The organism is Pseudonocardia yunnanensis (assembly GCF_039534065.1).
Classification (GTDB): Bacteria; Actinomycetota; Actinomycetes; order Mycobacteriales; family Pseudonocardiaceae; genus Pseudonocardia; species Pseudonocardia yunnanensis.
Genome location: NZ_BAAAUS010000043.1, coordinates 194,598 through 215,654 on the forward strand (window position 1 = coordinate 194,598; position 21,057 = coordinate 215,654).

Genomic DNA, 21,057 nt, shown 5'->3' on the forward strand with positions numbered 1-21,057 from the left:
GATGAGGCTGGCAGGAATCCCTGTCAGGTCCTGTCGGTGTAACCACGGTGTATCATTGGTGTATGGCACGGACCAACATCGACCTCGACGACGAGCTCGTCTCCGAGGTGATGCGCCGATACGGCCTCAGGACGAAGAAGGAAGCGGTCGACCTCGCACTCCGGCGGCTCGTCGGGCCGCGCCTGTCGCCCGAATTCCTCCACAGCCTGGAGGGAATCGGCTGGGAGGGCGACCTCGACGAGATGCGCGCCTCGAAGATCACGGAGCCAGGGTGGAGCTGATCGACTCCTCTGCCTGGATCGAGTTCCTCCGCGCTACCGGGTCACGGGCGCATCTCGCGGTCCGCGAGCTGGTGCAGGAGCGACCGCACGAGCTCGCCCTCACCGAGCCTGTCGTCATGGAGTTACTTGCCGGAGCCGCTGATGAGCGGGCGTTCGCGCAGATCGAGAAGTTGACCAGCGGGCTGCCCCTGCTGTCGGTGGATGTCGTAGTGGACTATCGCGACGCTGCTCTGGCATATCGCGCCGTCAGGGCCAGGGGGAGCACGGTGCGGAAGCTGCTCGACTGCCTCATCGCGGTTGTTGCGTTACGGACCGGGGCCGTCCTCGTGCACCGTGACCGAGACTTCGACGTGCTCGCCACGGCTCTTCCGGATCTGCGGGTCCGGTCATTGATCTGACGTGAGCGCCGCGTCAGATCACGACCGGGGCGCACGCCACGCGCAGCGTCCGCACCGCTGATCGCACCACGATGGCGCAGACGAGCGCGCTCACCCCGTATGCCGGCAGGGCGAACGGGTTCGTCGCGATGAGGTCGCCGGCGCCGGGACCGACGGCCACGTTCATCACCACCCCGATACTGGCGCAGAACAGGGCGCCGACGGCGCCGGTATGGCCTACCAGCACGGCGATTCGCCGAGCCGACACCGCACGGTGGAACGTGGCAGCCAGCAGGATCACGGAAATCGCCGAGACCAGCAGGGCCGCGGTGTCCTGCGTCCGCGCCAGCCCCACGACCACGTCCGAGACCGGTTGCGCCGGAGACGTATGCCACGCCACGCCGCCGCTTCGCCACAGCAGATCCCAGCCCAGAGTCATCCCGGGGAACGCGACCAGGAGCAGCAGTGCCGCCCACCGGCCCTGGCGCGCGATGAGCTCGGTCTGGAACGCCCGTGCGACCTCCGGGACGGGGCCGAAATCGTGCACGGCCCGCACTGCGGCTTGCTGCGGGTCGAGGCCGCAGCAGCGGTGGGCGGCGGCCGCGTCGTGCAGTCCGTCGCGCACCTCCCTGAGCATGCTCCGGCGGGTGCGGGCCGGGCCCCGCAGCGCGCGAGCGAGTTCGGCGACGTGCTCGTCGACCACATCGGGTGTGCTCACGAGATCCCTCCGGCGGGTCGTCCGGCCGCGGGGCGCAGCACGGCGTCCACCACGGCGCTGAACTCGTTCCAATCGGCGCGCTGGCCGGCGAGGGCGTGTCGCCCCGCGCGGGTGAGCGTGTAGGTACGTCGTTCCCGCCCGCCGACGGTGCTCCACGCGCCCGAGAGCAGGGCCGCCCGCTCGAGCCGCCGGAGCGCGGGATAGACGGTGCCGGTCGGTAGCTCCAGTGCGCCGCCACTGCGGGTCTGCAGCGCCTCGATGATCGAGTAGCCGTGCCGGGGCCCGTCCTCGAGCACCGCCAGGATCAGGCCGTCGAGGTGGCCGCGCACCGCGTCTGGCTTCACAGGTAGGGATTCTACGTACCTCAGCCGGCAGCACATCAGGAGAGGATCAGGGATATCCCGGATGTATATGTAGGCGGGCTACTTATAAATTTCTAGGCGTGGAAACTCTTGCTCCTGCGCGGCCCATCACGCGCAGGCCTCGGATCTCGTTGTGGGCCCTCCGGGTGGTGATCACGGTGAACCTGCTGGCCGTGCTCGCGCAGCCGGTGCTGGCCGGGCTCTTCCTCACCGGCGACGTCGACGCGATCGGCGTGCACGGCGTCATCGGATCTCTCCTGGCAGTAATCGAGCTCGTGGTGATCGTGATCGCGTTCGCCTACGTGCTCGGAGGTCGTGGCCGCCTGTGGGTGCTGCCGGTGGCGGTGCTGCTGTTCCTCGCCGTGGGCTTCCAGATCGGCGCGGGGTACGCCCGTGAGCTGGAGCTGCACGTGCCGCTCGGCGTCACCATCGTCGTCGCATCGGTGCTGTTGGCCGGATGGGTGTGGACCCCGTCGGCCGCCCGGCCGCGGACCCCACGATGACCGGGCTGTCACGCCGCGGCTTCCTCGGCCTGCTGGGCGCGGCCGGAGCCGGCGTCGCACTGGCCGGCTGCGGGATCGGCTCGTCCCCCGGCCAGACGGGGGAGCAGCTCGCCAGCGCGCTACCGCTGCCCGATGCGTTCCGGGTGCCGCTGCCCGTGCCACCCGTGGCCCGGCCCGTGGGCACCGACCCGTCCGGCGCCGACCTCTACCGCGTGACGCAGCGGGTGGCCGACCTGGAGATCCTTCCCGGAGTACGCACGCCCGTACTCGGCTACGACGGGATCTACCCCGGCCCGACCTTCGACACCCGGCGCGGCCGGCCGGTGGTGGTGCTGCACCGCAACGAGCTGCCGGTGCCGACCGTCGTGCATCTGCACGGCGGGCACACTCCGGCGGAGAGCGACGGCTGGCCGCTGGATCTGTTGCTCCCGGTGGGCAACACCGCGATCTGGGCGTCGCACCACGGGATGGTCGGTGACCTCGCCGCGGGGGAGCGGTCGTACCGCTACCCGACCGACCAGCGTGCAGCGACGCTCTGGTACCACGATCACCGCATGGACTTCACCGGTCCGTCGGTCTACCGGGGGCTCGCCGGATTCCATCTGGTGCGTGACGACGTCGAGGACGCGCTGCCCCTCCCACGCGGCGAGCGTGAGCTGCCACTGATGATCTGCGACCGGGCGTTCGCCGCTGACGGTTCCTTCGCCTATCCGGGCCTGGACCAGGGAATGCGCTCGGTTCCGGGTGTCGAGGACGACTGGATGGAGGGAGTGCTCGGCGACGTCGTGCTGGTCAACGGGGCACCCTGGCCGGTGCACGAGGTCGACGCCGCGCGCTATCGGCTCCGGCTGCTCAACGCCTCGAATGCCCGCCGGTACCGGCTCTTGCTACAGGTGCCGGGAGCACCGGACCTGCCGCTCGTCCAGGTCGGGTCGGACAACGGGCTGCTCGCGGCGCCGGTGACCCACCAGGTGCTGGAGATCGCCCCTGGCGAACGCTTCGACGTGGTCGTGGACTTCGGGGCGTTGCCCATCGGCACCGAGGTCACGATGGTCAATCCACTCGGCACCGGGCGCACCACCGACGTCATGCGCTTCCGGGTGGTGCGCACCGCGAAGGACGACAGCCGGGTGCCCGATCGCCTCGCGGACGTGGAGCAGCTCGTGCCGGCTCCCGGCGCGACGCGGCGGACCTTCCGGTTCACGCGCGGTCCGGTCGGCGACCACCGCGGCTGGACGATCAACGGCACGTCCTTCGACCCGCAGCAGTCGCTGGCCGACATCCCTCTGGGCGAGATCGAGGTGTGGCGGTTCGTCACCGACGTCCATCACCCGGTGCACGTGCACCTCGACGGGTTCCAGGTGCTGCGCCGTGGCATCGCCGTCCCCGGCCCGTACGACGTGGGTTGGAAGGACACGGTCGACATCCGGCCCGCCGAGATCGTCGAGGTCGCGGTCCGGTTCACCGACCACGCCGGCCGCTTCGTCTTCCACTGCCACAACCTGGAGCACGAGGATATGGCGATGATGGCGACGATCCGGACGGTGGACAGTGCTCTCTAGCCTGGCCCGGAGCTAGCCTCGGGGGCCGTGCGGATCCACGAATTCTCCGGTGAGGAGCTGGAAGACGCCACCAGTGAGATCTACGTACCGGTGATCGCCCGGGTGGGGCCCGACTTTCGCGGGCGGTCGGCGGTCCACGAGCTGGGCGAGGCCCTGACTCTTTGCCGGTCGCACTGGGGGCCGATGTCGGTGGTCCGGACCGACCGGATGGCAGCGAGGGTGCCGGCGGACGACCTGATGTTCTTCAGCGTGTACATGGCCGGTCAGGGCCGCCTCCGCCAGCACGACCGCTGCGCCGAGCTGGCGGCCGGTACGGGAGTGCTGGTCGAGGCGCGTAGCCGCTACGAGCGAGTCACGCCGATCGAGACCGGGAACCTGACCCTGCGTTTCTCGCGTGAGCTGCTTCCGCTCCGCACCGCCGAGATCACCGAGGCCTGCGCACGCAGCATCGACCCGGCGACGCCGGCCATGCAAATGCTGTCCGGCTACTTCGGGCGACTGTTCGAGGTCGCCGACGACCTCACCGAACCGCAACGGCTGGACGCCGGGCGCGCCGCGATCGATCTGCTCGCGATGGCGCTGCGGGACGTCACCCCCTCGGTACCGGGCGGGGACGGCTCCGCGGGCGTGTTGCTCGACATGATGCGGACGCACATTCGCGAGCACCTGGCTGACCCGCAGCTGCGGGTCGCGGAGCTGGCGCGGCGGCACCACATATCGGTCCGCCATGCGTACACCCTGTTCGAGCGGATCGGGACCACGCCCGGTGCGTACCTTCGCCAGCAGCGGCTACTCGCGGCACGGGCGCTGCTTTCCGACCCGAGATACGACCGTCTCGCGGTGCCGAGCATTGCGGCTGTCGTCGGGTTCCTCGATCTCAGTACGTTCGAGCGGGCGTTCCGGCGGCAGTACGGGACGACGCCGGCCGGTTGGCGGCGTGAGCACCGCCACTCCTGATCCGTCACTTTTGCCCGGGCCCGGGCGCGGGACCGGGATCGGCCATACGTCTTCCACTGCCACAACCTGGTGCTCTCTAGCTGGGCGTGACGGGCAGCAGCCCGCGTTCGGCGAAGACCTTCTTGGCCGCGAGGGTGGCGTTGAGAGCGCGTGGCAGCCCGCAGTAGATGAGCGCGTGCAGAAAGGCTTCGACGATCTCCTCCGGGGTGAGGCCGATGTTCAGCGCGGAGTTGATGTTGAGCTCGAGCTGGGGTTCGGTGCCGAGCGCCGTGAGCATTCCGAGGTTGAGGAGCTGTCGGTCGCGGCGCGACAGGTTCGGGCGGGCGGAGATCTCTCCGAAGGCCCAACCGACGACCTGTTGACCGAGCTCGGGTGAGACGTCGGCCAGGATGTCGATGACCTTCAGACCGTTCTCGCCGTTGGTTTCGCGCAGGTTGCGCAGGCCGCGCTCGTACGCTTCCGCTGAGGGCATTCCGGGTTCTCCTGACTGTGGTGGATCGCTTCGTCTGCGTTGCCGGTCGGTCCTGTCCGGGTGGATCAGTGGTCCGCGTCCACCCCGATGTAGAGCCCGGCAAGTGACGCGCCACTGATCTCCGAGCCCACCATCCGGCGCAGCCGGGCCGCCGCGACCCGAGCGCGGAACGGGTCGTCCGACGACGGGCCGTGCATGACCTCCGACAGCCACTGGTTGAACTCCTGGTACTGCCAGATGCGCCGGAGGGCGTCGTCGGAGTAGCCGGCCAGGCGGCTGTCGTCGCCCTGCTCGTAGTGCGCCCGCAGTGCGTCGGTCAGCAGGAACGCGTCGTGCAACGCGGAGTTCATCCCCTTGGCGCCGATCGGCGCCAGTAGGTGGGCAGAGTCCCCGGCCAGGTGCAGGCGTCCGTAGGACAACGGCTCGACGACGTAGTTGTGCATGTCGAGCACACGCTTCTCCAGCAGTTCCCCTTCGACGAGCGGGGGTGCGTCGGGCACCTCGAGTCGCTCCCGCAGTTCGCGCCAGACCCGTTCGTGCGGCCAGTTGTCCGGGCTGTCGCCCGGCGGGACCTCCAGGTAGTACCGGCTGATCTCCGGGCTTCGGTGCATGAACGCGCCCAGCCCGCGTGGATGCAGGCCAAAGGTGGCGTGTGTGGTTGACGGTGGTGCCTTGGCGAGGATGGCCATCCAGCTGATGCCGAGGTCGTGCCGGATGACCTGCATCGCGCCTTCGGGAACGGCCTGTCGGGACACGCCGCGTGCGCCGTCGCAGCCGGCGATGAAGTCACAGGTGATGACGTGTCGTTCCCTGGTCTCCGCGGCCGTGTAGGAGACGGCGGGCCGCTCGGTGTCGAGCCCGTGCAGTGCGACGTCGGTGACGCCGAAGTGGATCGGTCCGCCGGCGTCGTCCGCGTAGGCCCGTACCAGGTCGGTGACCAGCAGTTGCTGCGGATAGACGTAGTGGTGCTGCCCGCTCAGCTCGGCGTACCGGAAGACGTGGCGGACGCCGTCCAGCCGGAACTCGCACTCACTCTGCGGCTTGGAGTGGGCGAGCAGGCCGTCGGCGAGGCCGTGGCGCTCCAGTGCCCGCACCACCCACTCCTCGATGAAGCCCGCCCTGGGCCGCTGCTCGATGAACTGTCTGCTCTCGGTCTCCAGGACGACGCAGTCCACCCCGGCCGTGCGCAGCAACCGGCCGATCGCGAGTCCGGCCACCCCGGCGCCGACGATGACGACGGAGGTGTCGACGGCTCGCTCGGCGTCGGGATCTCGGCCCATAGCCACACCCTGCCCCTTTGAACGTGGCCCTTCAGTCACGTCGAAAGAACTGTCGCCCGTTGCACATCGCGCCGAGTCCAGTTCGCCCCGAGAGCATCTCTGTTCAGCTCTTCTGGCTGGTAAACGGCCTCTGCGACCGTGGTGCCGACTGTGAAACCGGTCCGTCATGACGGAGGCAGGGGCGCTTGGCCGAACCCCTGATCCGCCAGGAAGGCGATCCGGGCGGGGTAACGGGTGAGGTGACACGTAAACTCAGCTCGTGACACAGACTGAGGTATCCGTCAATGATCAAGGACGTGTGACGATACCGGCACAGATACGCCAGGAGCTCGGACTGGCCCCGGGGTCGCGGCTCGTCGCGTATGTGGAGGATGGACGGCTCGTGCTCGAGGAACGGCGCCACCTTCTCGTGCGCATCCAGGACGCCGTGGCCCGTGAGGCAGCGGCGTCGGGGGCGACCGGTAGCGCGGTGGACGAGTTGATCGCCGATCGGCGTGCGTCGGCGCGCCGAGAGGCCGGGGAGTCCTCCCGATGACCGCTGTACTCGACGCCTCGGCGATCCTCGCGCTCCTGTACCGCGAGCCCGGGGCGGATGCGGTGGAGGAGGTGCTCGACGGCGCCGCCGTGTCGGCGGTCAACTGGTCAGAGGTGCTGCAGAAGCTCTCACAGCGTGGGCTCCATCCTGCCTCGGCCATGGCGGCTGCACTGCAGGAGCTCGGCCTGCGGATCGAGCCCTTCACACCGGACGACGCCCAGCGCGCGGCGGAGCTGTGGGATGCCGGCCGCGAGACAGGCTTGTCTCTCGGTGATCGAGCGTGCCTCGCCCTCGCACACCGGCTCGCCCTGGAGGCGATCACCGCCGACCGAGCCTGGAAGACCGTCGACGCGGGCGTCACGGTGCGGCTGCTGCGCTGACGCCCGAACAGCTCGACGTCCCCGTCGACGCGCCCCGGTTGTCGGCTTCGCTTACCGTCGGAACGGGCAAAAGCGACGGGGGCCGCATGAACGAGGACGTCCGGTGTGTCGTGGTCGGCGGCGGTCCGGCTGGGATGGTGCTCACCTACCTGCTCGCCCGCGGCGGGGCGAAGGTGACGCTGCTCGAATCCCGCGGCGACTTCGACCGCCGGTTCCGCGGCGACAGCATCGCCCCGTCGATCCTCGACCACCTCGACGTCCTGGGCCTGGCCGCGCCGATGCTCGAGACGCTGCCGCACACGGTTGCCGATGCGTTCGTGTGGCGCACGCCCGCGCGCGCCTACACGCTCGCCGACTACCGGAGCGCCAGCCGCACCCATCCCTACTACGCGCTGGTGCCGCAGGCGGTGTTCCTCCCGTTCATGGCGGAGCAGGCGCAGCGCTTCCCCGGTGTCGACGTCCGGATGCGCGCGCGGGTCTCGTCGCTCCTGCGCGGCGGGGCCGGGCGGGTGGCAGGGGTGGAGTACCAGCGCGACGGGCAGCGCCACGAGCTGTGGGCCGACCTCGTGGTCGCCGCTGACGGGCGTAGCTCCAAGATCCGTCAGCTCGCGTCAGTCCACGCCACCGAACTCGGGGCGAGCCTCGACATCTGCTGGTTCGCCGTGCCGCGCCGGCCCGGCGACCCCGCGATGTCGGGCCTCGAGCTGCGCTGCGAGCCGGGCCAGAACGTCGCGGTGCTCGGGCAGGGCACCGACTGGCAGATCGGTTTCACCATTCCCGCCGGTTCGTTCCCCGAGGTACGGGCGCGCGGTGTCGGGCCGCTGACAGCTGTGCTGCGCCGCCTGGTGCCATGGCTGGACGACCGTGTCGAGCTGCTCACCGACGTGAACGAGCTCTCGTTGCTGCCGGTGCGGATCACCAGCCTCGATCGCTGGACCGAGCCGGGGCTGCTGCTCATCGGCGACGCCGCGCACGTGATCTCGCCCGTCGGTGGGAACGGCATCAACCTTGCGATCCTCGACGCCGCCGAGGCGGCCAACCGGCTGGTCGGGCCGCTCACCGCCGCCGTGCCCGACCACGCGGCGATCGACGCCGCGGCCGCCGAGGTGGAGCGGGCGCGGCGGCCGCTGGTGGACCGGGACCAGCGGTCCCAGGTGCAGGTGGAGCGCAGCGCGGCGCAGCGCTTGCTCTCCGGGGATCCCCGGCCGCCGTTGGCGCTGCGTGTGCTCTGCGCTGTGCCGGGGTTCGCGCGGTTGGTGGGTCGTCGCTCGGCGCGGGCGCTGGCCGTGCCGGCGCCGGTGCCGCAGATCCTGAACGGTTCTGCGCCGGGCCGCTGAGCGGTGGTCAGGACAGTGCGGGGATCACCGAGCTCCCGTACGCCTCGATCGTCTCCTCCCGCGCGTCGTGCATGGCGTAGATCGCGAACTGGTCCACTCCGAGCTCCCGCAGCTGGGCGAGCTTGTCCAGTTGGGCGGCGGGCGGCCCGAGCACGCAGAAGCGGTCGATCACCTCGTCGGGCACGAAATCGCTGGAATGGTTGCCGGCGCGGCCGTGATAGCTGTAGTCGTAGCCCTCGCGGCCCTTGATGTAGGCGGTGAGCCCCGCGGGGACCGCGCCCGACGCCTCGCCGTAGCGCGTGACGAGGTCGGCCACGTGGTTGCCCACCATGCCGCCGAACCATCGGCACTGGTCACGGGCGTGGCCGAGATCGGAGCCGACGTAGGCCGGCGCGGCGACGCAGATGGTGACCGCCGACGGGTCGCGGCCCACGGCCTCCGCCGCGGCCCGGACCGTCTTGACCGTCCACTCCACCAGGTAGGGATCGGCGAGCTGCAGGATGAACCCGTCGGCGGCCCGCCCGACGAGGTCGAGCGCCTTCGGGCCGTACCCGGCCATCCACACCGGCAGCGAGGCCCCCTGCGGAACCCAGGGCATCTGCACCGTGGTGCCGTCCACGTCGACCGCTCTGCCCTCGGCGAGCTCCCGGATCACGTGCATCGACGCCTCGAGCCGGGCCAGTGTGGTCGGCGGGCGGCCCTGCACGCGCACGGCGGAGTCGCCGCGGCCGATGCCGCAGATCGTCCGGTTGCCGAACATCTCGTTCAGCGTGGCGTGCATCGAGGCGATGACCGTCCAGTCCCGGGTGCTCGGGTTGGTCACCATCGGCCCGACGATCAGCTGCGAGGTCCGCTCCAGGATGCGCGGGTAGATGACGTAGGGCTCCTGCCATAGCACCTGCGAGTCGAACGTCCAGCCGTGGCTGAACCCCAGCTCATCCGCACGCGCCATCAGGTCGACGACGGTCTGTGCCGGTGGGTCGGTCTGCAGGACGAGCCCGATGTCCAACGGGACTCCCTTCATCGCAGGTACTGGCAGGTGTCTCGCTTGAGGAAGCGGCCGTGGCCGGCGTTCCCGAGGTACTCCCCGTCCTCGACGACGACCCGACCGCGGGAGAGCACCGTGTGCACCTTCCCGGTGGTCTCGCGGCCCTCGTAGCAGGAGTAGTCGACGGCCATGTGGTGCGTCGCCGCGGAGTGCACCTGGGTGGCCGTCGGGTCGTAGACCACGATGTCGGCGTCGGCGCCCGGTGCGATCGTGCCCTTGCGAGGGTAGAGGCCGAACATCCGGGCCGGGGTGGCGCAGGCGATCTCGATCCAGCGCTTCCGGGAGATGTGGCCCTCGACCACGCCCTGGTGCAGCAGGTCCATCCGGGTCTCGACGCCGGGTAGGCCGTTGGGAATCTTCGAGAAGTCGCCGATCCCCATCTCCTTCTGCCCCTTGAAGCAGAACGGGCAGTGGTCGGTGGAGACGACGGACAGGTCGTCGGTGCGCAGTCCCCGCCACAGCGCCGCCTGGTGCTCGGCCGGACGCAGTGGCGTGGAGCAGACGTACTTGGCGCCCTCGAAGCCGGGCTTGCCGAGGTCGTCGGTGGAGAGGAAGAGGTACTGCGGGCAGGTCTCGGCGAAGGCGTTGTAGCCCTCGTCGCGCGCCGCGCTGACCTGCGCGAGCGCCTGCGCCGCCGAGAGGTGGACGATGTAGATCGGCGCGCCGGCCACCTGAGCCAGCTTGATCGCCCGGTGCGTGGCCTCGGCCTCGAGCAGCGCGTGGCGCACCTCGCCGTGGTAGCGCGGATCGGTGTGGCCCTTCGCCAGGGCCTGTTCCACCAGCACGTCGATCGCGATGCCGTTCTCGGCGTGCATCATCACCAGGCCGCCGGTCTCGGCGCCCTTCTGCAGCGCACGCAGGATCTTCCCGTCGTCGCTGTAGAAGACGCCGGGGTAGGCCATGAAGAGCTTGAAGCTGGTGACCCCCTCACCGACGAGGGCCTCCATCTCCTTGAGCGAGCCCTCGTTGACGTCGGCCATGATCATGTGGAACGCGTAGTCGATGGCGCAGTTGCCGTCGGCCTTGGCGTGCCAGGCGTCGAGGCCCTCCCGCAGCGAGCCGCCTACTTGCTGGATGGCGAAGTCCACGATCGTCGTGGTGCCGCCCCACGCTGCGGCCCGCGTGCCCGTCTCGAACGTGTCGGCCGCGTAGGTGCCGCCGAACGGCATCTCCATGTGGGTGTGCGCGTCGACCCCACCCGGCACGACGTACATCCCGGACGCGTCGATGATGGTGCCGGCGTTCCAGCCCTGCGCGACCGTCGAGCCGGTGGCGGCGAGCGCCACCACCTGCTCGCCGTCCACCAGGACGTCGGCCGCGATCTCGTCGGCGGCGGTGATGACCAGACCGTTGCGGATCACTGTCGTAGTCACGGCGTGACCTCCTCGATCGATGCCACTAGTGCGGAGAGTCCCTCGGCCGCCTCGTCCGCGGTGAGCGTGAGCGGTGGCGCGATGCGCAGGACGTTGCCGTGCAGCCCGCCCTTGCCGACGAGCAGGCCGTGCCTCTTGGCGGCCTCCAGCACGGCGCTCGCCAGCTCCGGCGCGGGGTCGCCCGGCGTGCCGGTGCCGGGGCGCACGACCTCCACGCCGATCATCAGCCCCTTGCCGCGGACGTCCCCGACGATCGGGCTCTGCACGGCGCGCAGGCCGTCGAGCAGGGTCGGGCCGTGCCGGGCGGCATTGCGCTGCAGGTTGTGTTCGAGCAGGTACCGGAGGTTGGCCAGCGCGCCCGCCGACGTGAGCGGCGATCCGCCGAACGTCGAGATCGAGTTGGCCCCGAGGCAGTCCATCACCTCGGCGCGGGCGATCACACCGCCCATCGACAACCCGTTCCCCACGCCCTTGGCGAACGTGACGATGTCGGGCGCGGCGGCACCGTGCGCCTGCCAGCCCCAGAAGTGCTCGCCGGTGCGTCCCCAGCCCGTCTGCACCTCGTCGGAGATCCACAGGATTCCGCGCTCGCGCAGCACCTCGGCGAACGCGCCCAGCAGCCCGTCCGGTCCCGAGGTGAAGCCGCCGACGCCCTGGATCGGCTCGGCGATGAACGCGGCGATGTCACCGCCGGCCTGGTCGAGCACGTCCTTCAGGTCGGCCACACACGCCGCGATGTACTCGCCGTCGGACAACCCCGCGTACGGCGATCGGTACTGCTGGCCGCCGTGCACGTAGTAGACCTGGAACGGCGAGAGCGACGTGGGCGACCACGATCGATTGCCGGTGATCGCGACCGTCGAGAACGACCGGCCGTGATAGCTGTTGCGCAGCGCGAGGATCTGGTTCGAGCGCCGCAGCGAGCTCGCGAGCAGCAGCGCCGCGTCGTTGGCCTCGGTGCCGCTGGAGGTGAGGAAGACCTTGGCGTCGGGGATGCCCGACACCGCCGCGATCTGTTCGGCCAACTCCACCATCGGACGGTTCAGGTACAGCGTGGAGCTGTGGATGATCCGCCCGGCCTGCTCGCTGACGGCCTTCGTCACCTCGGGCAGCGCGTGGGCCGTCATCGTGGTGAGGATGCCGCCGAAGAAGTCCAGGTAGCGGTTGCCGTCGGCGTCCCAGACGTGACGGCCCTCGCCGCGCTCGATCTCGATCGGCTCGTCGTAGTAGATGGTGAGCCACGAGGGCAGGACGGCGCGCGTGCGCGCGAGCAGGTCGTCGTTCATGACTCCACCAGCGGGCCGTAGGCGTCGGGGCGGCGGTCGCGGTAGAACGCCCACTGCTGGCGCACCTCGTCGATCATCCCGAGGTCGAGGTCGCGGACCACGAGCTCCTCGTCGCTGTCCGACGCCGGATCCCCGACGAACTGGCCGCGCGGATCGACGAAGTAACTGGTGCCGTAGAAGTCGTTGTCGCCGTACTCCTCCACGCCGACGCGGTTGATCGCGGCGATGAAGTACTCGTTCGCGACGGCCGCAGCGGGCTGCTCGAGCTTCCACAGATAGGCCGAGAGGCCGCGGCTCGTGGCGCTCGGGTTGTAGACGATCTGGGCTCCGGCGAGACCGAGAGCGCGCCAGCCCTCGGGGAAGTGCCGGTCGTAGCAGATGTAGACGCCGACCCTGCCGACCGCGGTGTCGAACACCGGCCAGCCGAGGTTGCCGGGCCGGAAGTAGAACTTCTCCCAGAAGCCCTTCACCTGGGGAATGTGATGCTTGCGGTACTTCCCCAGGAATGTCCCGTCGGCATCGATGACGGCGGCGGTGTTGTAGTAGAAGCCCGAGTCCTCCACCTCGAAGACCGGCACCACGAGCACCATTCCGGTCTCACGGGCCAGCGCCTGCATCCGTTGCACGGTGGGGCCGTTCGGCACCGGCTCGGCCCAGCGGTAGTGCTCCGACTCCTGCACCTGGCAGAAGTACGGGGCGTTGAACACCTCCTGAAAGCCCATCACCTTCGTGCCCTGCTCTGCTGCTGCGCGCGCATAGGACTCGTGAACGTCGATCATCGATGCTGTGTCGCCGGTCCACTTCGCCTGTACCAGTGCCGCGCGGACCACACGGGAGTCCGTCATCGTCCAACCTCCGCCGTACTCGCCCAAGAGGGGAAGGGGACACCTTCGAACGTCGAAGGGGCCCGTCGCAAGACCCGTTCCGGGTCGTCACCACCTCGTCACATGCCCGCTTCCGGGTGCCCCCTACCCCTTGACGGTATAGATCGGCGGGCCGTCCCTCACCTAACGTCACTCATCGATCGGGTGCGCTGCCGACGGCAGGAGAACGCGCATGGTGTGGGGATCCGGAGTGCTGGCGGTGGCCTGCCTCGCTGTCGGTGTGCTGCACGTCGTGCGGCTCGTCGTGGTGCGGCGCGACGTCGTCGGCGAGGCCTCTCACGTGGCGATGGCGCTGGGTATGGCGGCCATGGCGTCCCCGTTAGGCAACCCGGTGCCGGAACCGGTCTGGACCATGGTGTTCGTGGTCATCGCCACCTGGTTCGCCCTGCTCGTGGTGCGTTCCGGCGGCCTCGGCGGCGAGCGTGGGCACCATGTCGTGGGCAGCGTGGCGATGCTGTTCATGCTTGCCGTCGAGCACGGGAGCGCCTCCTCGGCAGGGGGGCACATGGCGGGCATGGGAGGCGCATCCCACGGCTCCGGCTCCGTGGTCGTCATCGCTTCGGCGATCGCCATCGCATTGGCCGGGTACTTCGGCTGGCACACGCTCCGATGTGCCGATCGGTGCCGCCGGACGGACTGCGCCGAGCAGCCTTCCGTCACGATCGGGAACGCGACCCCCGACGCGTCCGTCGCCGTGCGTCCTGGCTGGTCGCTGCGCACGCCGCAGACCGCCGCTGCGGGGCACCTGGTGCTGGCCGTGTCGATGTCGGCCATGCTCCTGACGATGGTGTGAGCCTGGTTCGTCGAGGCGTCACTCGGCGTCGTCGGGGCGGTCGGACCAGTTGCTGCGGGTGCGCTCGATCCACGCGCCCGCCTCGGCGAGCGGTGTGACGTCGAGCCGGTACAGCCGCCGCTGGGCCTCGCCTCGCCAGACGACGAGCCCCGCATCCCGCAACACCCGAAGGTGCCGGGACACCGCGGGCCGCGACGTCGAGAACTCGGCGGCCAGTTCGCCTGCCGTGCGCTCGCCGGAGGCCACCAACTCGAGGATGCGCCGCCGGGTGGGGTCGGCGAGTGCCTCGAAAACGGCGTTCGACATGAGAATTTGTAACTACTCCCGTACGTAACCGTCAACTGACGAAGGCGGACCAGCCCGGGCGCGAGGGGGGTACGCCCGGGCCGGTCCTGGACGGGCGGCGCGGTGGCCGCCCTGGTCGGATGGGGTCAGCCCCCGCTGCCCGTGTCCGGCTTGTCGTCGACCACCGCGCCGGTGGCCGCGTCGAGCGTCAACGGCTGTGCCTTGTCCTTGCCCGTGAAGTCGAACATGTTCGACAGGTCGCCCGCGCGGTCGTCGTACGACGAGTCACCGATCCGGCCCGTCGACCAGTTGTCCTCGATGAACTTCAGGATCGAGGTCTGGTCGGTGCGGGTGTGGTCGACGAAGTTCACCTTGCTGAAGGGCGAGATCACCTCGAGCGGGAGCCGCGGGCCGTAACCGCAGCGGTCGGCGTACCCGCCGGGCCCTGCCGCCGCGCCGGTGCAGATGGCCGAGTCCTGCGCCGGGTCGTTCGAGCCGCTGACGACCGCGTCGGCGTGGTCGTACCAACCGTCGGAGTCGTCGTAGGCCAGCACGATGGCGGTCGAGTTCCACTCGGGCGACTGCTGGATCTTGTTGACCTCCTCCACGACGAACCGCTGCTCGTCGATCGGGTCCGAGTTGGCAGCGTGCCCGTCCTCGTAGGCCGGGGCCTTCAGGAAGCTGACCGCAGGCATGCTGCCGGCCTTCAGCGCGTCGTCGAAGTCGGCCGTGTCGTACTGGTGGTTGGCCTGGTCGGTCTGCCCGATCGCATCCACGGAGGACGGCGGGAGGTGCTTCGGGTTGGCCGTCGACTCGTAGTACTGGAACGGCTCGTGGTGCGGGCTGTAGTCGACGACGCTGATGCCCCCGACGTTCTGGTGCGACTGTCCGCACACCGCGTATCCGTTGGCGTTGCCGGTGGGGCGGAAGCCGCCCTGGAACCAGCCCCAGGTGATCCCTTTGTCGTTCAGCAGGTCACCGATGTTCTTGCCGTCCTGGAACGCGAGGTTGTCGGTGGCCGTGTGGTTCTTGTCCGAGCAGTCGTCGTACGCCGGGTCGGGGTCGCTGGTCACGGTGCCGACCCCCTTCTCGTCCGGGGACATGACGAAGGAGTCCGACGTCGGGTCGTGCGTCACCGACGTGACCGCGTGCGTCCCGTGCGTCTGGCCGGAGATGAGGTTGATCGCCCCGGGCGTGGACGGACCGAACGTGGTGTTGTACGAGTTGTCGCTCATCGCGTAGTGCTGCGCGTAGTTCCACATCGCGGTGACGGTGTTGCCGTCGTAGTAGTCCATCACCAGGCCCGGCTGGCCGAAGAGGATCGGCTGGCCAGTGCACTTGTCGGCCTCGGTCTTCTGGACGAACATGTCCATCTTCCCGCCGTTGAACGCCGCCTGCTCGGCGTCGTACCCGTGGTTCTGGTCGCAGGTCAGAGCCTGCGCAGGCGAGAGGCGCTGCGGGTTGTAGGCGTTCGGGTTGTGCTCCAGGAGATCGGGTGTGAGCCCGTCGACCTTCGGGGTTTTCTCGTCGGCCGTGAAAGGAGTGCCGTCGGCGTTGGTGGCGTTGGGGTACGTGCCGAAGTAGTGGTCGAACGAGATGTTCTCGCCGAAGATCACCACGACGTGCTTGATCGGGGTGGCTGTGTCGTGCTGGTCGCCGTGGTCGCCGGCCGGTGGTGATGTGTCATTGGCGTTCGTCGGGGACGCACCGCACGCGGCGAGCACGACGACCGCGGCCAGCGCGAACGCACCGAGTAGTGAACGCTGCAGGCGCCACCTGCTGGCTCTGCTTCCCACTTGTCCTCCTGTTTCGGGAATTCTCCTGGGGGGAGAATCAGGCGAGCATTGCCCGGCCGTAGTGGTCCGTCGGGTCGGTCACGCCGGGCAATGCGAAGAAGTAGCCACCGCCGAACGGTGAGACGTAGTCGACGAGGGGCTCGTCGGCCAGCCTTTTCTGCACGGCCTCGAACTGGCGCCGGAGATCCTGCTGGTAACAGGTGAAGACGAGTCCCATGTCGAGGTTCCCGTTGCTGTCGATTCCGCGGTCGTAGTTCGTCGCGCGGCGCAGTATTCGGCTCGCATCGGTTTCCTGCGTGCGTGGGTTCGCCCGGCGGATATGGCTCGTCAACGGGATCACGGTGCCCACCGGATCGTCCGCGTACTTGGGGATGTCGGCCTCCGCCGCCCCGTCGAGCGGGGCGCCGGTGTCGCGACGGCGGCCGAACATGTTCTCCTGCTCGCCGAGCGACACACGGTCCCAGAACTCCACGAGCATGCGGATCACACGAACCACCTGGTAGCTGCCACCGGCGGTCCAGGCGGGCTCGTCCGGTTGCCCACTGCCCACCCACACCAGGCGGTCCATCTCGGCGGCGTCCTCCACATCGGGGTTCGCGATGCCGTCCTTGAAGCCCATGAGGTTGCGGGGGGTGCCGGACGGGCGGGGCGGCGAGGTGAACCCGTCCACGCGCCAGCGCAGTTGCATGCCTCCGCGGGTGGCGCGGGCGATGTCGCGCAGGGCGTGCGCCACCGTGTCGCGGGAGGACGCCGAGAGCGTCAGGCTCAGGTCGCCGTGGCACTGGGCCTGGTCGAGCGCGTCGTTGGGAAACATCGGCATCGTCGTCAGCCGGGCAGGCCTGCCGGCGGCGAGCCCGAAGCGGTCGTCGAAGAGCGACGCGCCCACCCCGACGATCACGGCCAGGTCGCCGGGTGGCACCACCGGCCCGAGCACGCCGGAGTCCGGCGGAGGTGCCGTGATGCCCAGCGCAGGCGGCTCGCCGCCCGCGGTGAGGAACCGGGCCCGATCGGTGACGGCGCGCAGCAGGTCGGTCAGTTCCGCCCGGTTCGCGGCGATGACGTCGAACGCCGCGACGGTGCCCTCCTCGGCCGGCGGACGAAGGATCGCCGCCTGACGGGGGCCGTGGAACGGCACCGCCGGGACCCCGCCGTCGCCATCGGCAGCAGCGGCCACTCCGCCTCCGGCCACGGCGGCGGCCGTGAACCCGGCCCCGACCAGCGCCCGGCGCAGGAACGAGCGGCGCGGCAATCCCGCGCTCACGAGACCCGCCTCGGTGCGACGATGCCGGCGATCGGTGCGAGCTGTTCGGCCAGCTCCGCGATCGTGCCGTCGATCTTCTCGCGCTCGCCGCGGTCGACCGCACCGACCGGCGTCCAGGTCCCGTCGGGACGGCGGGCGGCCTGCACGGCCGCGGTGGCGCGGTCCAGCCACGAGTCCACTGTGGGGAGCGCGGGCATCCGCGGCTGGAGCACGGGCCGCAGCACGTCCAGCACGGTCCGAGTGCCCTCGATGTTGGCGAGAGTGGTGGCGAGGGTGGTGCCGCTGCCGTAGTCGGTGCGGCCGCTGACCTCGAACTGGAGCGCGTCCTCCATGATCTCGTGGGCGCGCAACGCCATGTCGTTCGGATCGATCTGCGCGGCAGGGAAGGTCTGCCGGAGGTCACGTACGTCGGCGTCGAGCCGGTCGGCCACTGCGGCCAGCGCGCCCATCGGTTCGTCGTGCCAGAGCCCGAACTCCAGACGGTGGAAGCCGGTGAACCCGGGATCCGCCGTGCCGCCCGCGAGACCGGCGGTGGTGCCGTCGATCGCTGTGGCGGCGTCGCCGAAGGCGCCGTAGGCGGCACCGAGACGCTCGTAGGACAGGTGGGCCGTCAACCAGGCCGTCTCGCTCGCACCGCGGTCCCCGCGATGGACGGCTTCGGTGAGCAGGCCGGAGTCGCGGACGAGCGCGTCGATCCCGGTGAGCACCTGCGCCTCGTAGGCCTTCGTGGGGCCGTAGAGGTCCTCCTGCGTCACCGGCACGACGGCGGGGTTCGACGGCAGGCCGCTCCCGCTGATCCGGACCGTCGGTCCCACCACGGCGTCGGCCTCGTCCGGGATGCAGCGGAAGGCGTACTCGCCGTCGCCGAGGCTCACCGGCAGGGCCCGGGTGGTGCCGGAACCGACCCCCTCGACCTCACCGACGACCGCGCCCGTGGCCGGTTCGATCAGATCGACGGTGGTCGTGACCGCGCCGGTGTTGTGCACCTGGAACGTCTGCGGCCCCGGCCGGGGACGGGTCCAGTCCTGGCCGCACGACGACCGCGACACGGAGACCACCGGATCGGACGTCGGGGGCGGGGCGGGCGAGGCGGAGGGTGCGGGCCACAGCGTGGCTGCCCCGGTCACGACGAGTGCGACCACTGCGAGCCCGGCGAGCGGCCAGCGGGCCTCTCGTGAGGCAGGCACCGTCTTCTCCTGCTACTCGTTCGGTCCGGCGAGAGCGGTATGGAGCGGAAGAGCGTGCGAAGCGAACCCGCCGAGTGTCCAGCGGGCCTCTCGTGAGGCGGGCACGGTCGTTCTCCTGCTACTCGTTCGGTCCGACGTGAGCAGTATGGAACGGAAAAGAGCGGGAAAACGGGGAATAAGACGCTTTCCCTGCGAGTTCACGAATCATTCTACTCCGGGTCGACGACAGGTCGTCAATCCGCAGTACGGTTGCCTGCAATATCTTGTTTCGTCCGTATCGGGTATTTACTCCGCTTTTCCTGTGATCATCCGAATCGGTTCATCAGGTCCATCACCAGAAGTACGAAGAACAGTGCCGACGCTGCGGTGAGCATGATGTTCGACAGCCATCCGGAGCGGCCCTCCGGGGCGACGAGCTTCGAGTTGAGCAGCATGAGCAGGGTGCCGCCGAGGAACGGCATGAAGGCGGCCCCCATCACGCCGTAGACCAGCGTCAGGGTGAAGGGCCGGTCGAAGAACAGCAGCGCCATCGGCGGCAGGGTGAGCCAGAGCAGGTACGCGCGGAACGGGAGGCTCTTCTCGGCCGCGGCGGCCTGGTAGCCCGTGGAGGTGACACTGGCGGCGGCCGCGCCGGGAGAGTCCGCGCTCGCGCCGATCCGGGCCTTCGCCCCGTGCGGCAGTCGGATCGTGCGCGTCCAGTCGGTGAACAGCAGGCTGACCCCGTTCCACGTGCCCAGCAGCGACGTGCTGGTGACGGCCAGGAAGCCGACGAGGAACAGGATCCGTGCCCATTCGCCGTACCGGGCGCCGAGTTCCGTGCCGAGGGTGAGCAGCCCCGTGTCGCTCTCGGTGAGATCCTGGCCGAGCAGGATCTCCGCACCCACGATGAGCATGGCGATCACGAAGATCGCGGTCATGATGTAGCCGATCGCGTTGTCCAGCCGCATCGTCGCGAGCCAGCCGGTGCCCTTCCAGCCCTTCGCGATCATCCAGTAGCCGTAGGCCGCCATCGTGATCGTGCCGCCGACCCCGCCGATGAGGCCGAGCACGTAGATCAGTGACCCCTCGGGAAGGCGGGGGACCAGCCCGTTCGCGAGCTCGCCCAGGTCGGGGGAGACGAGGAAGGCGATCGACACCACGGAGACGAACTTGATCAGGACCAGCACGGTCATGAACTTCTCGAAGACGTGGTAGCGCTGCGCCCACACGAGAACGAGGCCGACGACACCGGCGATCATCGCCCAGTACCGCACCGACAGCCCGCCGAACAGGGCGTTGAGCGGCAGGCCGACCGCGGACATCGCCGTGGCGCCGTAGACGAAGCCCCAGATGACGATGTAGATGCCGAAGAAGACGGTGGCCCAGTACCCGAGCCGCCGCCAGCCGTCGAGCAGGGTCGCTCCCGAGGCGAGGTTCCAGCGGCCCACGCCCTCCCCGAGTGCGAGCTTCAGCGCCGCCCCGAGGACGGCGGCCCAGAGCAGCACCGTGCCGAAGCGGGCGCCGGCCACCATCGTGGCGACCAGGTCACCGGCACCGACACCCGTGGCCGCGGCGAGGAGACCCGGTCCGACCTGTTTGACCCTGGCCCCGAATCCAGTAGGCGGTGTCGTCGTTGTGGCGATGTCGGATGCCATGCGCGCCCTCTCCATGCCGGAAGTTCTCGTCAGGAGGTTTTGGGACGAACGTACGGGTCTGAAGCGATCGCGACCAGGGCCGAGACCGGTCACAGCCCGCACGCGCCCGGTAGCGGCCGCGCGACTAGATTTCTCGGTGTACAAGCAGTACAGGCACGACGGGGAGTGCGGTCATGGCGAGCATCGAAGAGGTCCGAGCCGGTATTGCGCTGGCCAACGACAAGGCCTCCGAGAGCCTCGGTGCACTGCAACAGGCGCACTCCTCGCTAGAACAGGCACAAGGCGCGCTGCTGCGGGTCACCGAGGGCAGCGCGCAGGCCGATGTGTCGGAGGCGAACGGGCTGCTGGCCCAGGCCGTCGGCAGCATCAGCGATGTGCAGCAAGCAGTTCACGCAGCGATCCAGGCCTCCGAGGGCGTTGCGAACCGTCTGTGACGATGCCGTGAGTAGAACGCCGTGAACGAGATGACGCCCGACACCGGGGCCGATCGCGATGAGTGAGCTCGGCGAGATCCGTGCCGCCCTGGCCGGCGTGGCCGCACAGATCACCAGCGCCTACGAGCAGGCCGGCATCGCACGCACCCGGATCGCCGACGCCGTCGCCGTGCTCTCGGAGCTCGGTGAGCAGCACTCCGAGCCGTTGGTCCCCGACGAGCTCCGGCGCGCCGCCGACGAGCTGGAGCGCGGGCTCGGGCTGATCTCCACGGGCGCCGCGGTCGTCTCCGACATCGACGCACGGCTGTAGGC

Annotated in this window: 24 protein-coding genes; 11 read left to right on the forward strand and 13 right to left on the reverse strand. The window is 69.7% G+C overall.

Translation table 11 applies throughout. From position 1 onward, the window contains the following. Window positions 1–62: 62 nt before the first annotated feature. Complete coding sequence (locus tag ABD743_RS34415) at window positions 63–281, forward strand: type II toxin-antitoxin system VapB family antitoxin (RefSeq protein WP_344727266.1); 219 nt, start codon at window positions 63–65, stop codon at window positions 279–281. After that, the gene (gene vapC, locus ABD743_RS34420; protein ID WP_344727268.1) at window positions 272–679 is read left to right on the forward strand and encodes a type II toxin-antitoxin system VapC family toxin; all 408 of its coding nucleotides are present in this window, start codon (window positions 272–274) and stop codon (window positions 677–679) included. Before ABD743_RS34415 ends, vapC begins: the two co-directional genes overlap by 10 nt. Before the next feature lie 13 nt (window positions 680–692). Here the strand turns inward: vapC and ABD743_RS34425 are convergent, their stop codons facing one another. Together ABD743_RS34425 and ABD743_RS34430 are read right to left on the reverse strand one after the other, a co-directional pair. Next, on the reverse strand, window positions 693–1,376 hold the full coding sequence (locus tag ABD743_RS34425; protein ID WP_344727270.1) for a permease prefix domain 1-containing protein: 684 nt from the start codon (window positions 1,374–1,376) through the stop codon (window positions 693–695). Further along, a complete protein-coding gene (locus ABD743_RS34430) occupies window positions 1,373–1,720 on the reverse strand; it encodes a PadR family transcriptional regulator (RefSeq protein ID WP_344727273.1) in 348 nt (115 codons plus the stop codon). Before ABD743_RS34430 ends, ABD743_RS34425 begins: the two co-directional genes overlap by 4 nt. Before the next feature lie 98 nt (window positions 1,721–1,818). On the opposite strand from ABD743_RS34430, the gene ABD743_RS34435 reads away from it, so the two are divergent. The 3 genes from ABD743_RS34435 to ABD743_RS34445 are packed head-to-tail and all read left to right on the forward strand — an operon-like array spanning window position 1,819 to window position 4,760. After that, window positions 1,819–2,241, forward strand: a complete 423-nt coding sequence (locus tag ABD743_RS34435; RefSeq protein WP_344727275.1) for a hypothetical protein — start codon at window positions 1,819–1,821, stop codon at window positions 2,239–2,241. Beyond that, a complete protein-coding gene (locus ABD743_RS34440; protein WP_344727277.1) occupies window positions 2,238–3,803 on the forward strand; it encodes a multicopper oxidase family protein in 1,566 nt (521 codons plus the stop codon). The genes ABD743_RS34435 and ABD743_RS34440 overlap by 4 nt, the downstream gene beginning before the upstream one ends. 27 nt (window positions 3,804–3,830) lie before the next feature. Further along, window positions 3,831–4,760, forward strand: coding sequence for a helix-turn-helix domain-containing protein (locus tag ABD743_RS34445; protein WP_344727279.1), 930 nt, complete (start codon window positions 3,831–3,833; stop codon window positions 4,758–4,760). Between the two features lie 76 nt (window positions 4,761–4,836). Here the strand turns inward: ABD743_RS34445 and ABD743_RS34450 are convergent, their stop codons facing one another. Both ABD743_RS34450 and ABD743_RS34455 read right to left on the reverse strand, forming a co-directional pair. After that, a complete protein-coding gene (locus ABD743_RS34450; RefSeq protein WP_241039608.1) occupies window positions 4,837–5,232 on the reverse strand; it encodes a carboxymuconolactone decarboxylase family protein in 396 nt (131 codons plus the stop codon). Between the two features lie 65 nt (window positions 5,233–5,297). Further along, window positions 5,298–6,512: a 4-hydroxybenzoate 3-monooxygenase gene (locus tag ABD743_RS34455; protein ID WP_344727281.1), complete on the reverse strand. Its 1,215-nt coding sequence runs from the start codon at window positions 6,510–6,512 to the stop codon at window positions 5,298–5,300. Between the two features lie 259 nt (window positions 6,513–6,771). Here ABD743_RS34455 and ABD743_RS34460 point away from each other — a divergent pair, with 259 nt between their 5' ends. The 3 genes from ABD743_RS34460 to ABD743_RS34470 all read left to right on the forward strand — a co-directional run bounded on the left by ABD743_RS34460 (window position 6,772) and on the right by ABD743_RS34470 (window position 8,764). After that, the gene (locus tag ABD743_RS34460; RefSeq protein ID WP_344727283.1) at window positions 6,772–7,047 is read left to right on the forward strand and encodes an AbrB/MazE/SpoVT family DNA-binding domain-containing protein; all 276 of its coding nucleotides are present in this window, start codon (window positions 6,772–6,774) and stop codon (window positions 7,045–7,047) included. After that, the gene (locus ABD743_RS34465; protein ID WP_344727285.1) at window positions 7,044–7,427 is read left to right on the forward strand and encodes a type II toxin-antitoxin system VapC family toxin; all 384 of its coding nucleotides are present in this window, start codon (window positions 7,044–7,046) and stop codon (window positions 7,425–7,427) included. Before ABD743_RS34460 ends, ABD743_RS34465 begins: the two co-directional genes overlap by 4 nt. Before the next feature lie 86 nt (window positions 7,428–7,513). After that, window positions 7,514–8,764, forward strand: a complete 1,251-nt coding sequence (locus ABD743_RS34470) for an FAD-dependent monooxygenase (protein ID WP_344727287.1) — start codon at window positions 7,514–7,516, stop codon at window positions 8,762–8,764. Between the two features lie 7 nt (window positions 8,765–8,771). Here the strand turns inward: ABD743_RS34470 and ABD743_RS34475 are convergent, their stop codons facing one another. The 4 genes from ABD743_RS34475 to ABD743_RS34490 are packed head-to-tail and all read right to left on the reverse strand — an operon-like array spanning window position 8,772 to window position 13,316. Then, window positions 8,772–9,773 carry a TIGR03842 family LLM class F420-dependent oxidoreductase gene (locus ABD743_RS34475; protein ID WP_344727708.1) on the reverse strand — a complete coding sequence of 334 codons (1,002 nt, stop codon included), beginning with the start codon at window positions 9,771–9,773 and terminating at the stop codon, window positions 8,772–8,774. 11 nt (window positions 9,774–9,784) lie between these two features. Continuing rightward, window positions 9,785–11,185, reverse strand: coding sequence for a dihydropyrimidinase (gene hydA, locus ABD743_RS34480; RefSeq protein WP_344727289.1), 1,401 nt, complete (start codon window positions 11,183–11,185; stop codon window positions 9,785–9,787). Next, the gene (locus ABD743_RS34485; protein ID WP_344727291.1) at window positions 11,182–12,471 is read right to left on the reverse strand and encodes an aspartate aminotransferase family protein; all 1,290 of its coding nucleotides are present in this window, start codon (window positions 12,469–12,471) and stop codon (window positions 11,182–11,184) included. The genes hydA and ABD743_RS34485 overlap by 4 nt, the downstream gene beginning before the upstream one ends. Continuing rightward, window positions 12,468–13,316 (reverse strand): nitrilase-related carbon-nitrogen hydrolase, encoded by an 849-nt coding sequence (locus ABD743_RS34490; RefSeq protein ID WP_344727293.1) that lies wholly within the window; start codon window positions 13,314–13,316, stop codon window positions 12,468–12,470. Before ABD743_RS34490 ends, ABD743_RS34485 begins: the two co-directional genes overlap by 4 nt. 211 nt (window positions 13,317–13,527) lie before the next feature. Here ABD743_RS34490 and ABD743_RS34495 point away from each other — a divergent pair, with 211 nt between their 5' ends. Continuing rightward, a complete protein-coding gene (locus tag ABD743_RS34495; RefSeq protein ID WP_344727295.1) occupies window positions 13,528–14,148 on the forward strand; it encodes a DUF5134 domain-containing protein in 621 nt (206 codons plus the stop codon). Between the two features lie 18 nt (window positions 14,149–14,166). Here the strand turns inward: ABD743_RS34495 and ABD743_RS34500 are convergent, their stop codons facing one another. The 5 genes from ABD743_RS34500 to ABD743_RS34520 form a co-directional block, all read right to left on the reverse strand. Then, window positions 14,167–14,454 carry a metalloregulator ArsR/SmtB family transcription factor gene (locus tag ABD743_RS34500; protein WP_344727297.1) on the reverse strand — a complete coding sequence of 96 codons (288 nt, stop codon included), beginning with the start codon at window positions 14,452–14,454 and terminating at the stop codon, window positions 14,167–14,169. 125 nt (window positions 14,455–14,579) lie between these two features. Continuing rightward, window positions 14,580–16,229, reverse strand: coding sequence for a phospholipase C (locus tag ABD743_RS34505; protein ID WP_344727299.1), 1,650 nt, complete (start codon window positions 16,227–16,229; stop codon window positions 14,580–14,582). Window positions 16,230–16,266: 37 nt separating this feature from the next. Beyond that, window positions 16,267–17,490: a Dyp-type peroxidase gene (locus tag ABD743_RS34510; RefSeq protein WP_344727301.1), complete on the reverse strand. Its 1,224-nt coding sequence runs from the start codon at window positions 17,488–17,490 to the stop codon at window positions 16,267–16,269. Beyond that, window positions 17,487–18,677 (reverse strand): EfeM/EfeO family lipoprotein, encoded by a 1,191-nt coding sequence (locus ABD743_RS34515; RefSeq protein WP_344727303.1) that lies wholly within the window; start codon window positions 18,675–18,677, stop codon window positions 17,487–17,489. Before ABD743_RS34515 ends, ABD743_RS34510 begins: the two co-directional genes overlap by 4 nt. Window positions 18,678–18,982: 305 nt before the next feature. Further along, window positions 18,983–20,311: an Nramp family divalent metal transporter gene (locus tag ABD743_RS34520; RefSeq protein ID WP_344727304.1), complete on the reverse strand. Its 1,329-nt coding sequence runs from the start codon at window positions 20,309–20,311 to the stop codon at window positions 18,983–18,985. Window positions 20,312–20,484: 173 nt separating this feature from the next. Here ABD743_RS34520 and ABD743_RS34525 point away from each other — a divergent pair, with 173 nt between their 5' ends. Then, a complete protein-coding gene (locus tag ABD743_RS34525; RefSeq protein ID WP_241035757.1) occupies window positions 20,485–20,745 on the forward strand; it encodes a hypothetical protein in 261 nt (86 codons plus the stop codon). A gap of 58 nt (window positions 20,746–20,803) precedes the next feature. Then, a complete protein-coding gene (locus ABD743_RS34530; protein ID WP_344727306.1) occupies window positions 20,804–21,055 on the forward strand; it encodes a hypothetical protein in 252 nt (83 codons plus the stop codon). Window positions 21,056–21,057: the final 2 nt, after the last annotated feature.